Origin of the sequence: Methylobacter sp. (assembly GCF_030680395.1) — a bacterium.
In the GTDB taxonomy this organism is placed as follows: domain Bacteria; phylum Pseudomonadota; class Gammaproteobacteria; order Methylococcales; family Methylomonadaceae; genus Methylobacter_A.
The window spans coordinates 349309-363674 of the sequence record NZ_JAUXVR010000007.1; the positions used below are offsets into that span (position 1 = coordinate 349309).

Consider the following 14366-nt stretch of genomic DNA (forward strand, 5'->3'; position numbering starts at 1 on the left):
GATTATGAAACCTGAACTCGACAAAAACATTTTAATCTTTCTACTGTCTGCCATCGGGCTGATTGTTTTTCCGCATATTTACCATATACCGATAGCCATCTTTAGTTTTTTTTGCCTGCTGCTCAGCTGGCGTTTTATCGGGGTCTGGCAAAAGAAGTGGCTGCCCGGCAAACTCATTATTTTTTTACTGTTTGTTTGCGGCATCGCCCTGCTGTATAGCCGGCATCAAGGCTTATTCGGGCGTGATGCTGGAACCAATCTGTTTATAACCGCGCTGGGACTCAAGCTGTTGGAGATTAAAAAAGAGCGCGATCTTTATCTGATCAGCTACTTGGCTTTTATCGTCGCGGCCTCCCAGTTTTTATATGAACAAAGCATACTGATGGCGGCTTATATCCTGCTGGTCTGTTGTGTGTTGCTGGCAATGCTGGTTTCTATCAACAGTTATAAAATGCAAATCTTTGCGGCCTTTAAAACGTCAGTTATTATCATCGTTCAGGCCCTGCCGATTGCGGTGGCCTTGTTTATTTTATTCCCTCGGATTGAAGCGCCAAAATGGCTGCTGTTTAACGAGCAGCGCCAAGCCAGGACGGGTTTAAGCGACAGTATGGAGCCGGGCTCCATCAGCGATCTGAGGTTGTCTGACGAACTGGTTTTCCGGGTAAAATTTGCAGGCGCCATTCCACCGCAAAGACAACGCTATTGGCGCGGTCCGGTTTTGTCTTATACCGATGGAAAACACTGGACTCAAGCGAATTTCCAAAAGCCCTTGGTCAAACCTGTCGTTACCGGCGCATCTTATCAATACACGCTGCTGATGGAACCGCAGGATAAAAACTGGGTTTTTGCGTTGGATATGCCCAAAGAATTTTCCGCGCCTTTAACCCTGAATGCCGGTTACCAGCTCATTACTTCAGAAAGCCCCGATAAACGCGCCGAGTATAAAGTGACTTCCTATGCCGGGTACAACACCGGCTCGATCAATCGCAGCGAGTATCAAACCGCAACACAGCTGCCAGGCGAACCGTCGGATAAAATCAAACAGCTGGTCGGTCAGCTACACGGTTTCGACAGCGGCCCCGACAACTTTATCAACCAGCTGCTAAAGCATTTCAGGGTGGAAGACTTTCACTACACCTTGACTCCGCCAATGATGGAAGAAAATCCGATTGAAAGCTTTTTATTTAAAACCCGATACGGATTTTGCAGTCATTACGCTTCCGCCTTCGTGTATTTGATGCGCGTCGCTCATATTCCGGCGCGCGTCGTGACCGGCTATCAGGGCGGGGAATTGAACAAAGTCGGCGATTTTCTGGAGATAAGACAAGCCGACGCCCATGCCTGGGCCGAAGTCTGGCTGGAGAAGCGGGGCTGGGTTCGGGTTGATCCTACAGCCGCCATTGCACCGGAAAGAATCGAACGGGAGATTAACATAGACCGGCAAACCGCCTACAGTATCGTAGCGGCAAATAATTACCTGCTGCGACCTGCTTACAACTGGCTAAAACAGGCCCGGCAACTGTGGAGCAACGTCGATTATAACTGGCAACGCTGGGTCATCAATTACGACAACAAGAGCCAGTCCAACTTTTTGTCGTCATTCGGCATTAACGACATCAAGACCATGATTTACTGGATGATCGCCGTCATCGCATCGATAACGGCTGTGCTTTGCTGGTTTCTGCTCTATCAAAAGCCGAAAAGCACCGATAAAGTGCTGCTGATCTATAACCGGTTTTGTAAAAAGCTTGCCAAGCATGGACTGTTGAGAGGCGCGGGGGAAGGCGTTAAAGATTTTGCCGAAAGGGTAAAAATAAAGTTGCCCGAGCAGGCAACGGGCATTGATCAAATCACCGCAGTATTTATCAAGCTGCGTTACGAGCGGGTTGCAACCGGCGAAGATTTGCAGCAACTCAAGACGCTGGTGGGTTTGTTTAGAATTTAGCTCTGAGGATACGGCAAACTGCCACAGGCGACTTTAGCCGTTGCTGCATTCGTATGCAGAACTCAAGCCGGCCCGCTTCCTCCTGCTATAATGGCGCTTTCAAGTCAAACCGATTTAATCGCAATCGCCATGATGCATTGAGCAGCTACCTTGTGAAATATGCAAGGCGGCTGCTTTGTAAGGCCGTAAATGCATCTAACCAGAGAAATAAAATTGCATGTCAATTAATATAATCAAGCAAGCTGTCTCCAATTATTTATCTGGTTTTATTGTTATTTTTTTAACAGGAATTTCCCCTGCCGTCTATGCCCAGGACTTACTCGAAGTCTATGAGCTGGCGTTGCAGAATGATCCTGTTTTAAAACAAGCGCACGCCAGCCAGCTTGCCGTTGGCGAGTCAAAAAACCAAAGCATTGCGAATTTTCTACCCAATGTTTCGGCAACAGGCATTAGCACTCTGAATCGTTTAAATAATAAAAGGACAACTTTCCAAGGCAGTGGCTTGCAGAAATACTCCGACAACAATTTTAATGTGAACTTAACTCAACCTTTGTTTCACTGGGAGCATTGGATACAACTCAGCCAATCTGATAATCAAATTGCTCAAGCCGAAGCAGATTATCAGGCTGAACTGCAAAAACTGATGGTTAAAATCACTGAGGCTTATTTCAATGTCTTATCTGCCGAGGACAATCTTGAATTTAGCAGCTCGGAAAAGCAGGCGATTGCACGACAGCTTGAACAGGCTAAACAACGATTTGAAATAGGCGTTATTGATATTACCGAAAGTCGTCAGGCTCAAGCAGCTTTCGATGCAGCCACTGCCAATGAAATTGAGGCATCCAATAATGTGGATAACCAAAAAGAAGCGTTAACAGAGATTATTGGCGAGCAAGACATCGCACTTAATCCTCTGGGCGAGAATATTCCGTTAGCCAGACCGGAGCCGGATGAACTATCGGTGTGGAGCAGTTCTGCGGAAGTCGGTAATTTCAGCATCATTTCAGCGTTTAATCAGATGGAATTTTCTCGGAAATCGATTGATTTACAACGCAATGGGCATCTGCCGCAATTGGATTTAACTGCTTCTTTGGGCGAATATGACACTACCAGTAACTTTGGTTTACGAGGATCGACAGAAGTGGTAGGTCTGCGCTTAAATGTTCCTTTGTTTGAAGGCGGCGCGGTAAATTCCAGAACCCAGCAGGCCAGTTATAAATATGAACAGGCTAAAGAACAGTTAACTGCTGCGAAAAGAGCGGTAAATCGTCAGGTAAAAGACGCTTATCGAGGGATCACTACCAGCATCAGTCGCGTAGAAGCACTGAAAACCGCAGTTAGCTCCGCCGAGATTTCCCTGCAATCCACTGAAGCCGGTTTTGAAGTCGGCGTACGCACACTGGTTGAAGTACTGGACGAGCAAAGAAATCTATATCGGGCTAAACGGGATTATTCACGCACCCGGTATGATTATTTGTTGAACACCATCAAGCTAAAACAAGCGTCCAGCAGCCTTGCCCAAGAAGATATTGAGCAAATAAACCGGTTATTGGTAGCAAGCGCTGCTTCAAGGCACAAAAAACAGGCCGATTAAGTTTTTAGTGGTTCAAACCTGATCCGGCATTTACTGTCTTTTGTAACTACTTACATTCGCCTGCTTCTATCTACTCTAGATTTATATCAAAAGCGGTGTGGAGAGCTATTCAACTTTTTCCACATCAAACACCGTGCCGCGAACCGCGATGACTTTTACCTTGGTGTTAATATCGCAATCTTCGCCATGAACTTTCCAGATGGAATCGTCTACTTTGATTTTTCCCTCGCCGTTTTCTATCGGCTTGTACAGGGTAAAGACTCTGCCGATATACTGCTGACCGCGTTTGTTCAATAGCGGATGATCTGTTGTTATGGGGTGTTTTTTGCCGTAAAGCTTCCATACGGTAATGGCAGCAACAGACAGTACGGAAAAAATCGACACCTGTAATTTGATGTCGATTACAGGTATCAGTAATAGCAGGCATCCGGTTACAAAACCTGATGCCGCCATCCACAGGAAGAAAAATCCGGGAACCAGCAGCTCGACTACTAACAGAATGAGGGCTAATACCCACCAGTTCCAGAAAACAATCTCTAGCTCAGCCATATCAGCTCTTTCTAGTGCCCCGTGCGGGTATTAGCCATGGCTTCTTTCGCCAGTTCGCCAATGCCGCCGAGGGCGCCAATCACACTTGATGAGTCCAACGGCATGAAAACCAGTTTACTGTTGGTAGAGGCGCCAATATCTTTTAACGCCTCTATGTATTTTTGCGCGACAAAATAGTTAATAGCTTGGACATCGCCTTTGCCGATCGCTTCCGAGACCATCAGCGTCGCTCTGGCTTCGGCTTGTGCCAAGCGTTCGCGGGCATCGGCATCGCGGTAAGAAGCTTCTTTGCGGCCTTCCGCTTCCAGAATGGCCGCTTGTTGCGCGCCTTCTGCGCGTAAAATCTCGGACTGCCTTAAACCTTCGGCTTCAAGAATGGAGGCGCGTTTCAAGCGCTCGGCTTTCATTTGCCGGCCCATGGCTTCGACCAAATCTTTGGGCGGGGCAATGTCTTTTATTTCGATACGGGTGACTTTGATGCCCCAGGGTGTGGTGGCGTCGTCCACAACGGACAGCAGTCGCGCATTGATGTCGTCCCGGCGCGACAACAATTCATCCAGATCCATCGAACCCATGACAGTACGAATATTGGTCATCACCAGATTCAGAATAGCCCAGCCCAACTGGCTGACTTCATAAGCGGCTTTGGCGGCATCCATAACCTGGTAGAAAATCACCCCGTCCACGGTCACCATCGCATTGTCTTTGGTGATGACTTCCTGTGACGGCACGTCCATCACCTGTTCCATCATCACCATCTTTTTACCGATACGGTCGATAATCGGCACGATAATATTCAAGCCGGGCGTCAATGTATTGGTATATTTTCCGAAGCGCTCAACCGTATACTCCATGCCTTGGGGAACCGACTTGACGCTCATGAAAACTATCAAGACAGCAAAAACCAATAATGCTAAAACAAAGCCACCCATAGAACCTCCTGATTTGTATATAAAAACCCTGTAGATAAGAGTTCTTTGACACGGGATGTGTCAACTTTCAACTGCTTGAAAATCTTGTTTTGTTAGCCGACGTGAAAAAGCAATGCTAACAATTAAAGTAAAACCGTTAAAATAACAGCGTGCGTGTTGCAAACGGCCGCCCAACTAATAATAATATAAATCTGTCTAAATGTAAGTTAACGAGTAATTATAATGCTGATAACCGCCGCTTTTCACACAGGGATCTGGACTCTGCTTTTTCTTATTGTCGGAATGATTAAGCCGAAATGGCCTTTGTTCTTTTTGAAAAAGCCGGACAGATTTTTAGTCCTGATTATATCGACCGTCTTGTTTATGGTTTCCGCTACGCTTTATGGCGAAGGCAATCGGCAAAGAGCCGAGGAGGAAAAGGCTTCTAAAGAAACTGTATCCAAAATCATGGATCCATCTTCCGCACCGGTTCCAGTACCTGAGGTTCCCGCGTCCAAACCAAATTCTCCGAAGAATTAACACAGGTGCATTAACGGATTGGATATTTCCGGCCTCACTGTGATAAAAATCGCCGGAACAACAGGTTTAATAACATTATTCAAAGCTTTTGCCGCACAGGCGCTGGGTTTGGCGCTGACAACCACTCTGGCCTGGATGTCGCCTGCGCTGTTTCACGGCGCATGGCGTTTGGCGCTGGTACAAGGCGCTATGGCGGCCTTGTGGTCCGGCGCATTGCGCCAGCCGTACTGGTGGTTTCCGATTCATTTACTGTTTTTGCCCGCGGCAATCGCCATGTTCACCTTGCAGTTGCCTTCCTGGCTGTATCTGCTGACCGTGCTGCTGCTGGCGCTGGTGTTCTGGGGTACGGTCAAGGGCGATGTGCCGCTGTTTTTGTCCTCGAACGCCGTAGCGGATGCGGTAGCGGCCATTGTTGAGCGGGAAAATGCCGGCGTGTTTGCCGACCTTGGTGCCGGAATCGGTTCAGTGGCGGTGCCGCTGGCGCAGCATCTACCCATAACGGTCGATGCATGGGAGCGCGCGCCGCTACCGTGGCTGATCACCGCCTGGCGCTGCCGTAAATTGCCGAATGTGAACGCAAAACGCGCCAGTTTATGGGACTGCAACCTTGCCCGTTATGGGGTGGTGTTTGCCTTCCTTTCTCCGGCGGTCATGGTGGAGCTGGGCGAGAAAGTCAGGCGTGAAATGCGTCCTGGCTCCTTGTTTATCTCTTCATCCTTTCCGATCCCGGATTGGGAGCCGGAAAAGATAGTAGACATTGCAGACCGACGCAGGACTAAGCTTTTTTGCTACCGGTTGTGTAGACCGGAATAAGCCCATCCAAGCGCGTAGCGCGAGGTGGCTTATTCCGGCCTGCATATCATCGGGCATGGTTTTCTCAGACTTTCAGGTATTTCCACCAAAACCAGCTGCGCACATGCAAATAATTGCGTATTGGCGTTTTAACCAGTAACAGCAATAAACCGATTGAGTACAAACACCAAACCGCCGCCCATTCGTTGGGATTAGTAGTGGTCAGCCAAGCCAGCAATGGCCCGGTAATAATGTGGTAGGTCGTCATTTTCCATGAGCCGTAGAAAATAGGCATGATGAATGCCGCGACAACATACATATTGAACAGTACCAGGTTTGCCGTAGCGGGTATTTCCCAGGCGATATGCCAGTCGCCGGAAGTAGAGCAGATCCGCCTGCCGCAAAACGGTACGTTGAACGACTCGGCATATTGGCTGAACAGGATAAACCGGGTTTTGACCTCGTAACAGAGCGGAGCCCATTCGAACGGATACAGGCGTATCAACAAGCAGACCGTAGTCACCAGACAGATAAAATAAACCGATGCGGAAATCTTGTCCCTGACTTTTTCGGGGATAAAATACATCGACACTGCATTGACAAAAAACGGCTGAAAAGCGATATGAATATAGCCCAACAAGGTCGCCACCTGATTGCCGGGATTGGCGCAATCGTCAATCACCGTATAGGTATAGGCCTGCAAGGCCTCCATTAACGAAAAGAAGCCCAAGGCATAACACAGCGGCGCAGGTTCTTTTTTATAATAAAAATAAGCGGTACTCGATAATCCGATGGTCGCTAATACGGTTGACGCTTCTCCACTCCAGCACATAGTTTTTCCGTTATTTTGTTAAATCTGAATGCTCTATCAGACAGCTTGGTTTGTTGACTATCCCGGCTTATAAAGAAGGGGATAAGCGTTGGATATTCAGGTCGGCTTACCAACCTCAAACTCCGGCAATAAAACCTACTGCCTCAATGCCCGCAATCGCGCAACGCTCGTCCTGGTCGGAAATGTCGCCGCTGATGCCGACTGCGCCGATCAGGTTGTTTTTGGTATCGCGAATCAGCACGCCGCCCGGAACCGGCATTATTTTTCCATCCGCCATATTTAGCAGGGCATTCATAAAGTCGGGCCTCTTTTCCGCCACGCTGGCCAAGCTGCGGGATGATATGCCCATGCTGACCGCGCCCCAGGCTTTTGCGGTGGCAATCTGTTCCCTGATCATCGTTGCGCCGTCTTCCCGTTGCATGGCTTTTAAATGTCCCGACGCATCCAGAACGACTACGGTAATCGGTTCCATGTTCAGTTTACGGGCCTTGTTGGTTGCGGTATTGATAATGAGGTTAGCTTTTTCGAGTGTTAGTGATTTCATCTATGGTTCTCTTCTTTGTTGAAGGTTTTATTATTTTAATAACGGCATCAGCTGCCGCGATACTTTATCTGCAATGACCGGCTGCCCGTTGGCATTGGGATGCAGTCCGTCTTGTTGCATCATGTCCTTGGTCAGGGCGACATCTTCCATAATGAAAGGCACATACGGGACGCCCAGCTCCGTAGCTAATTGCGGGTAAATATTGTAAAAAAGATCGGTATAGCGCTTACCGTAATTGGGCGGAATTTTCATGCTCAGCAACAAAACTTTTGCACCGGCAAGCTTCGCACGATGGGCAATTTCGGCAAGGTTGCTTTTTATCAACGTCGGCGGCAAGCCGCGCAAGCCATCATTAGCCCCCAGCTCAATGATGACGATATCTGGTTTGTGCACGGTCAAGGCCCGGTCTATACGCGCCAAGCCGCCGGCCGTAGTATCGCCGCTGATGCTTTCATTGTGGATAACATGGTCGGGGGCTTTTTCATTCAGTTTTTCCTGCAATAACGCTACCCAGCCCTTTGAGACTTCAATTCCGTAACCGGCACTGATACTATCTCCCAATACAACAATGGATTTGGCCGTAACGGTCATCGACATTAACGAAATTATCACGGCAAATAAGAATCTGGTCATTATGAAAACTCAATCATTAAACAACATTCGCCGTCCCCACTCCCGGCAGGCTTACGGCATAGATACCATCCCCGGCGTTATAGTAACGGAAAACCTGAGTAAATCGGTAGCTACGTCCGATGGAATATTGCATATCTTGTCATCCATAGATTTGATAATCAAATCCGGTGAAAGTATTGCCATCGTCGGCGAATCCGGTTCAGGCAAATCCACCTTAATCAGCCTGCTGGCCGGGCTGGATGCACCGACTTCCGGAACTATCAGTTTGAATGGAAAATTATTAACCGCGATGGACGAAGACGGCAGGGCGGCAATACGCAATGAGTTGATAGGCTTTGTGTTTCAGTCCTTTCAATTACTGCCGGGGTTGACCGCGTTGGAAAACGTGATGCTGCCTTTGGAGTTAAGCGGCGATAAAAACGCCAAAGCCTCAGCGACTCTGTTATTGGATAGAGTCGGCCTGTCGCACCGTTTATCGCATACGCCCCAGAAACTTTCCGGCGGCGAGCAACAGCGTGTGGCGCTGGCCAGGGCCTTTGTCACCAAGCCTGCGATTTTGTTTGCCGACGAGCCGACCGGCAATCTGGACAGCAAAACCGGTGCGCATATTATTGATTTGCTGTTCGAGCTTAACCTGGAAAACAAAACTACGTTAATTCTGGTGACGCATGATCAGGTACTGGCGGCTCGCTGCCAACGCACCATTAAACTGGATTCAGGGCATATAGTAGCTAATTGATTTTATAGGTACATTTATGACACGTTTTAATTTGGCATTGCGACTGTTATGGCGCGACAGCCGTTCCGGCGAGTTAACCATACTGACGCTGGCTTTGATCATTGCCGTCACCAGCTCGACCGCCATATCGCTGTTTGCAGACCGCCTGCAACGGACCATGACCACTCAAGCGGCGGAATTCCTGGCGGCTGATTTAGTGATCACAAGCCCGGCCGCGGTTCCTGACGAATGGCTGTCCAAGGCAACGCAACTCAATCTTGCTCAGGCGCAAGCGGTTGAATTTTCCAGTGTGTTGATTGAGCACGACGAACTCTTGCTGGCGGGCATTAAAGCGGTCAGTTCCGCCTACCCGTTGCGCGGTTTTTTAAAAGCCACCGCCTCGGATTATTCGGCTGAAACCGTCGAACACACCGGCCCAAAACCCGGAACCGCCTGGGTTGATAAACGCATCTTGTCGGCGCTTAAACTTAAGCTCGGCGAACTGTTAACCGTCGGTGAAAAAAAACTGACCGTCAGCAGCATCATTACTTACGAGCCGGACAAACGCGGCGATTTTTACAGTTTCTCCCCGCGCGTGATGATTAATGCGGACGATTTGCAGTCTACCGGCATTTTGCAGCCGGGCAGTCGTGTGCATTATTTCTTTCAATTCAGCGGCGATAGCAAAGCGTTAGCCGAATTCAGTCGCTGGATCAAACCGAAGTTGAATCCGTCCCAGCGCATCATGGATATCCATGAAGACCGCCCGGAGCTGGGTTCGGCGCTGGAACGCGCGGAACGCTATCTGGGTTTATCCAGCATTATCGTTATTTTGATTTCCGGCGTGGCGATTGCCATGACGACGCGGCGTTATACCGAACGGCACTTTAACGCCACTGCGATATTGCGCTGCCTGGGCTGCAAACAGAACGAAATACTCTGGCTTTACGGCAGCCAGTTTGTCGTGTTGGGTTTATTGGCCAGCGCCATAGGTTGCCTGTTGGGCTGGTTTGCGCAGGAAGCGCTGTTCCATTTATTAAGATCGTTATTGCCTCAGCAGGTCGCCGCTCCCGGTTTGTTGTCGATTTTTTTCGGGTTTATCATCGGTATGGCTATTTTGTTGGGATTCGCGCTGCCGCCGTTATTGCGTCTTAAAAAAGTGTCGCCTTTACGCGTGTTGCGCCGCGAACTGGAACCTTTGCCGAACAGCGCGTGGCTGATTTACGGTTTGGCAATCGGCATTATCGGCGTATTGATCTGGCGTTATACCGATGATCTTAAAATGACCTTGACCATTATCGGTGTCGGTATGGGGGCGGTGTTGCTGCTCGGTTTTTTGGTTTATGCGGTGCTGCGGTTTAGCCGGAGACTGTTGCCGCATCTTGGCCTGACCTGGCGTTTCGGCTTGCAGGGTTTATTAAAAAACAGCCAGGGCAGCGTCGGTCAAATACTGGCTTTCAGCATTACGTTGGTGGCGATGGTGCTCAGTTTTACCGTGCGCACCGATTTAATCAATGACTGGCACAAACAGTTGCCTGAAAATGCCCCCAATCATTTCGCGCTGAATATTTTTCCCGATCAGCAACAAGATTTTCAACAAGACCTGCAACAGCAACAAATCAACGGCAGCCAGTTCTATCCGGTAATCAGGGGCCGTTTGGTAGCCATCAACAACACGCCGGTACAACAAATCGTCAGCAAGGACTCTCAGGGTGAAAGAGCTACGCACCGGGAATTAAGCCTTACCTGGGCCAAAGAACTGCCTGCGGATAATAAAATCACTGCCGGAAGTTGGTGGGACGATACTCAAGCCGGGCAGGTTTCTGTCGAGCAGAAATTGGCCGATAGCCTGAAAATCAAGCTGGGCGACCTGTTAACATTTACCGTCGGCAGTCAGCAGGTTACTGCCACCGTTGCCGGTATCCGCGAGCTTCGGTGGGATACCATGAGGCCGAATTTTTATATGATCTTCTCGCCCGGTACGCTGGACGCTTTTCCCAGCACGTTTATCACCAGCTTCTATTTGCCGGAGAGCCAAAAAGATTTTTTAAACGCATTGGTAAAAAAATACCCCAGTACCACTCTCCTGGAAGTCGATTTAATTCTGCGCCAATTTCAAACCATACTGAGCCAATTGACTGAAGCCATTAATTATTTGTTGTATTTTGCGCTAATGGCCGGTTTTACAGTGTTGTTCGCCGCCGTTTATGCCACGTTGGACAGTCGTATCCATGAGGGTGCATTGATGCGAACGCTGGGCGCCAATCGCTCATTTTTAAGAAAAACCCACATTATCGAGTTTAGCCTGCTCGGGCTGATTTCCGGTGTGTTAGCGGTCATCATCTCGGAAGCCATGCTCTACGCTTTGTACACTTATGTTATGCATATGGGGTACAGCGCTAACTTTTACTTATGGGGAATTGTGCCGCTAACCGGCGCTTTATTTGTGGGCTTGGCGGGCTGTTGGGGCGTAAGAAATGTGGTTAATAAATCGCCGCTTCAGGTTTTAAGAGGGCTATAATTTTAGGATTTTGGAGGTCCGTTATACTACTTATTTTAATTGACGAAATTGAATTCGTTATGCTAAAAAATCTTTATAAAATTCCAACTGATTATAGTGGTATGGTGTTCATACTTTATTCATAAAAAATGAAGTATTCTGTAAGGAAACAATTTTTACTAGAGGTAATATTAATATGAAAAAATTAACAATCAGCATCGTTTTTATAGGCAGCGCATTAATGTCAGGCTGCTACAGTCAAGGTGGATGGACGCCAACCGTTGACGGCTATAACGACCCTAATGCCTACCGAATTAATCAGGATATGGCTGAGTGCAAAAATTTGGCGAGTCATGCCTCTGGCGGTACTGCAAAAGAAACCGCTATCGGTGCAGGCGTAGGCGGCTTAATCGGTGCGGCTGGCGGTGCGGCAATAGGCGCAATCGCGGGGAGTCCCGGAACCGGTGCAGCGATAGGCGCGGCCGCCGGTGGTATTGGCGGCGGCGCTAAACAAGGGTTTGAGAGTGAATCTCAATATAAAAGAGCCTATTCCAACTGTATGAGAAACCGTGGACACCGGATTGTAAACTGATTGGTTTAACATCCCTGTGCAATAAAACTGCACAGGGATGCGTTCGGTTAAGTTACATCAGGGGCGGTCGGCTACGCCCCCTTTGCAATAATAGTCTGTAGGGTTTGCATACCATTTGCCGAATAGCCCCTGAAACTCAATAAAGATATGCGATACATATCTTTTTACATTCAAAACCAGATTCGTCTCAAAATAGCGAGGTGAAGCCGGAACTCCAGCATCGATACAATTCAAAGCTTACATTAAAGCATTAGGCACTATGGCTTGGGACTGTTCAACGGTTGTCCTGCAATATTCGAAAAACGTTTATTCCGTTTTTGTAAAAAATGCCGCTCCAGTTTTTGAAAATAAGCACAAATACCATAAAGAAAGCTTCCTGCTATTGGCAGCGCAAAATACCAATGCTGTTTAGCATAAGCCAATAAGCTTAATATTTCCTCACCGTAGAAATAAGCGGGCGTTATGGTAATCGTGGCCCATACCCATGCGCTAATAAGATTAATGAATGCAAACTTTTTTGCCGAATATTTGGTAATACCAATCGACATGGGAATGACAGTGCGCAAGCCATACATATAGCGTTGCGCAAAGATAATGGGCCAACCGTATTTCTTTAACAGTAAATGCGCAATCGCAAACTTACGCCGTTGAGAATGCAGTTTGCGCTGAATCAAGCCTTTATTAAAGCGACCTACATAAAAATAGATTTGATCTCCGGTGAAACCGCCCAGACCTGCGACAAAAACCGTTATGCAGTACTGCATGTCGCCGGTGTGAGACATGATGCCCCCCATGATCAAGCCCATTTCTCCTTCTATTATGCTCCATAGAAACAAGATAACGTAGCCGTATTCCTTCAGCCAACCGATAAATAGTTCTTCCATAAAATCCTTAATTTCGTTGAGATACTGCGCTAATTGCAATCATGTTTACAGTCATCAAATTGAAAACTTAGTCTTCAATAATCAATAAAATATCGGATATGAAGAATGTAAAAATTTTTGTGTAAACTATCGTTAAATAAAATCAGGCATGCCGTTCTGACACGTAATCATAAACTGATTAATGGCTGGTTTCCATAATATAAAGGGCGGACCCTTTTTTCAGGCGTTTTTTATTGCCGGGATAACATGTTTTCATTGCAGATTTGGACATAGGGTAATATTTTTCCTGACATTGGTTGCCTTTCTAATCACGCTATTTACGGATTCAATTGCATTAGTGCGGAAAGCTGCGCAATGCATAATGCATGGTTGGTGAATTCAATATGAGTGAAAATAAAAATATGAACCGGGTAAAAGTATGTTTAACGGGGCATCATTTTTATATCCTACATAAAGGTGAAGTTGGCGTTTCCATTAGAAACAACGAAAAGCCAGTCGTTATTGGCAGGTTAAGATCTGGCGCGTTTTCAGCAAGATGGAATTGTTCTTCAACGGGCTTTGATCAGCTTTGTGTAAAGTAATGACTCTGCCCGGACAGCAACGGGAATAAAATACACTATAAAGCTTTAGCTTGACTGCACAGGCCGGTCTTTGGCAAACCGCAACAGAAAATTCGCTAAATAAGCTTTGCTGTCCGGGCTATAAATGTTGTGGAATTCATAGATCGTCAATAACTTCGTCGTGAACAAATCCGCTGTGCGGCTGAATGTCAGCGCAGATACTTTGGCTTCGTTATGGGCATAGCCGCGAAAATCGGTTTGCTGGACCAAATAAAACCCCGCCGTTAAGGCCTGAGCGGAAAACTTTGCGACTGTATGAGCGGGAATCAGCAGATAAAACGAGCCCTGAAGGGATAATAATTGTCCGGCAATGCTGATCAAATCGATAAACGGCAGTTGGTCAGTGTGCCGAGCGGTATTTCTAAGAGTATCGACGGTTTTGAGGTGGTTTTCAAAAAACGGCGGGTTGCTGATGATCAGGTCGTATTGCCGGTCGGCGGTTAGGGCGAAGCTTTGGATATCCTGATGTACGGCTTCAAGTCGCTTTGCCCACGGGCTGTTGTTGAAGTTAATATCGGCTTCTTGATAAGCTTCTTGCGTCAATTCCACTGCGGTGACTTTCGCCGCGCCGAGCTGGGCTGCCATTAGTGCAAGCACGCCGGTACCGGTGCCTATGTCCAGTACGTGGTCGCCCTGATTGACCGGGGCCATAGCACCGAATAACACGGCATCGGTGCATATTTTCATGCCGGAGTGTTGCTGTAATACTGAA

15 protein-coding genes are annotated in these 14366 nt (G+C 47.8%); 8 read left to right on the plus strand and 7 right to left on the minus strand.

All coding sequences use genetic code 11. The annotated features are described in order from the left end of the window. The first annotated feature begins 4 nt into the window (after positions 1-4). Both Q8L79_RS04260 and Q8L79_RS04265 read left to right on the plus strand, forming a co-directional pair. On the plus strand, positions 5-1945 hold the full coding sequence (locus Q8L79_RS04260; RefSeq protein WP_305268426.1) for a DUF3488 and transglutaminase-like domain-containing protein: 1941 nt from the start codon (positions 5-7) through the stop codon (positions 1943-1945). Positions 1946-2162: 217 nt separating this feature from the next. Then, positions 2163-3539, plus strand: coding sequence for a TolC family outer membrane protein (locus tag Q8L79_RS04265; protein ID WP_305268264.1), 1377 nt, complete (start codon positions 2163-2165; stop codon positions 3537-3539). A gap of 105 nt (positions 3540-3644) precedes the next feature. Here Q8L79_RS04265 and Q8L79_RS04270 read toward each other — a convergent pair whose 3' ends face one another. Further along, entirely contained in the window at positions 3645-4088 is a 444-nt protein-coding gene (locus tag Q8L79_RS04270) for an NfeD family protein (protein WP_305268266.1), read from the minus strand. Between the two features lie 11 nt (positions 4089-4099). After that, positions 4100-5020 carry an SPFH domain-containing protein gene (locus Q8L79_RS04275; protein ID WP_305268267.1) on the minus strand — a complete coding sequence of 307 codons (921 nt, stop codon included), beginning with the start codon at positions 5018-5020 and terminating at the stop codon, positions 4100-4102. A 222-nt stretch (positions 5021-5242) separates the two neighbouring features. Here Q8L79_RS04275 and Q8L79_RS04280 point away from each other — a divergent pair, with 222 nt between their 5' ends. After that, entirely contained in the window at positions 5243-5539 is a 297-nt protein-coding gene (locus Q8L79_RS04280) for a hypothetical protein (RefSeq protein ID WP_305268268.1), read from the plus strand. Between the two features lie 18 nt (positions 5540-5557). Next, the gene (locus Q8L79_RS04285; protein ID WP_305268270.1) at positions 5558-6352 is read left to right on the plus strand and encodes a hypothetical protein; all 795 of its coding nucleotides are present in this window, start codon (positions 5558-5560) and stop codon (positions 6350-6352) included. 64 nt (positions 6353-6416) lie between these two features. Here Q8L79_RS04285 and Q8L79_RS04290 read toward each other — a convergent pair whose 3' ends face one another. From Q8L79_RS04290 to Q8L79_RS04300, 3 genes are all read right to left on the minus strand, one after another. Next, positions 6417-7163: a DUF5765 domain-containing protein gene (locus Q8L79_RS04290; RefSeq protein ID WP_305268272.1), complete on the minus strand. Its 747-nt coding sequence runs from the start codon at positions 7161-7163 to the stop codon at positions 6417-6419. A gap of 115 nt (positions 7164-7278) precedes the next feature. Then, complete coding sequence (locus Q8L79_RS04295; protein WP_305268274.1) at positions 7279-7707, minus strand: heme-binding protein; 429 nt, start codon at positions 7705-7707, stop codon at positions 7279-7281. A gap of 30 nt (positions 7708-7737) precedes the next feature. Beyond that, positions 7738-8340, minus strand: a complete 603-nt coding sequence (locus tag Q8L79_RS04300; protein ID WP_305268275.1) for an arylesterase — start codon at positions 8338-8340, stop codon at positions 7738-7740. Between the two features lies 1 nt (position 8341). On the opposite strand from Q8L79_RS04300, the gene Q8L79_RS04305 reads away from it, so the two are divergent. The 3 genes from Q8L79_RS04305 (at position 8342) to Q8L79_RS04315 (ending at position 12150) form a co-directional block, all read left to right on the plus strand. Beyond that, the gene (locus tag Q8L79_RS04305) at positions 8342-9079 is read left to right on the plus strand and encodes an ABC transporter ATP-binding protein (protein WP_305268277.1); all 738 of its coding nucleotides are present in this window, start codon (positions 8342-8344) and stop codon (positions 9077-9079) included. A 16-nt stretch (positions 9080-9095) separates the two neighbouring features. Beyond that, complete coding sequence (locus tag Q8L79_RS04310) at positions 9096-11579, plus strand: ABC transporter permease (protein WP_305268279.1); 2484 nt, start codon at positions 9096-9098, stop codon at positions 11577-11579. A 175-nt stretch (positions 11580-11754) separates the two neighbouring features. After that, positions 11755-12150 (plus strand): glycine zipper family protein, encoded by a 396-nt coding sequence (locus tag Q8L79_RS04315; protein WP_305268282.1) that lies wholly within the window; start codon positions 11755-11757, stop codon positions 12148-12150. Between the two features lie 257 nt (positions 12151-12407). Here Q8L79_RS04315 and Q8L79_RS04320 read toward each other — a convergent pair whose 3' ends face one another. Further along, positions 12408-13034: a DedA family protein gene (locus Q8L79_RS04320; RefSeq protein WP_305268283.1), complete on the minus strand. Its 627-nt coding sequence runs from the start codon at positions 13032-13034 to the stop codon at positions 12408-12410. Positions 13035-13417: 383 nt separating this feature from the next. Between Q8L79_RS04320 and Q8L79_RS04325 the strand changes: the two genes are divergently transcribed. Then, positions 13418-13615 carry a hypothetical protein gene (locus Q8L79_RS04325; RefSeq protein WP_305268285.1) on the plus strand — a complete coding sequence of 66 codons (198 nt, stop codon included), beginning with the start codon at positions 13418-13420 and terminating at the stop codon, positions 13613-13615. A 45-nt stretch (positions 13616-13660) separates the two neighbouring features. On the opposite strand, the gene Q8L79_RS04330 is transcribed toward Q8L79_RS04325, so the two are convergent. Beyond that, entirely contained in the window at positions 13661-14341 is a 681-nt protein-coding gene (locus Q8L79_RS04330; protein ID WP_305268287.1) for a tRNA1(Val) (adenine(37)-N6)-methyltransferase, read from the minus strand. Between the last annotated feature and the right edge of the window lie 25 nt (positions 14342-14366).

Coding starts and splice junctions, on each gene's coding strand:
- Q8L79_RS04305 (WP_305268277.1), top strand. CDS start 8,342: ATGAAAACTCAATCATTAAACAACATTCGCCGTCCCCACTCCCGGCAG.
- Q8L79_RS04275 (WP_305268267.1), bottom strand. CDS start 5,020: ATGGGTGGCTTTGTTTTAGCATTATTGGTTTTTGCTGTCTTGATAGTT.
- Q8L79_RS04265 (WP_305268264.1), top strand. CDS start 2,163: ATGTCAATTAATATAATCAAGCAAGCTGTCTCCAATTATTTATCTGGT.
- Q8L79_RS04320 (WP_305268283.1), bottom strand. CDS start 13,034: ATGGAAGAACTATTTATCGGTTGGCTGAAGGAATACGGCTACGTTATC.
- Q8L79_RS04290 (WP_305268272.1), bottom strand. CDS start 7,163: ATGTGCTGGAGTGGAGAAGCGTCAACCGTATTAGCGACCATCGGATTA.
- Q8L79_RS04315 (WP_305268282.1), top strand. CDS start 11,755: ATGAAAAAATTAACAATCAGCATCGTTTTTATAGGCAGCGCATTAATG.
- Q8L79_RS04310 (WP_305268279.1), top strand. CDS start 9,096: ATGACACGTTTTAATTTGGCATTGCGACTGTTATGGCGCGACAGCCGT.
- Q8L79_RS04260 (WP_305268426.1), top strand. CDS start 5: ATGAAACCTGAACTCGACAAAAACATTTTAATCTTTCTACTGTCTGCC.
- Q8L79_RS04280 (WP_305268268.1), top strand. CDS start 5,243: ATGCTGATAACCGCCGCTTTTCACACAGGGATCTGGACTCTGCTTTTT.
- Q8L79_RS04330 (WP_305268287.1), bottom strand. CDS start 14,341: ATGAAAATATGCACCGATGCCGTGTTATTCGGTGCTATGGCCCCGGTC.
- Q8L79_RS04300 (WP_305268275.1), bottom strand. CDS start 8,340: ATGACCAGATTCTTATTTGCCGTGATAATTTCGTTAATGTCGATGACC.
- Q8L79_RS04270 (WP_305268266.1), bottom strand. CDS start 4,088: ATGGCTGAGCTAGAGATTGTTTTCTGGAACTGGTGGGTATTAGCCCTC.
- Q8L79_RS04325 (WP_305268285.1), top strand. CDS start 13,418: ATGAGTGAAAATAAAAATATGAACCGGGTAAAAGTATGTTTAACGGGG.
- Q8L79_RS04295 (WP_305268274.1), bottom strand. CDS start 7,707: ATGAAATCACTAACACTCGAAAAAGCTAACCTCATTATCAATACCGCA.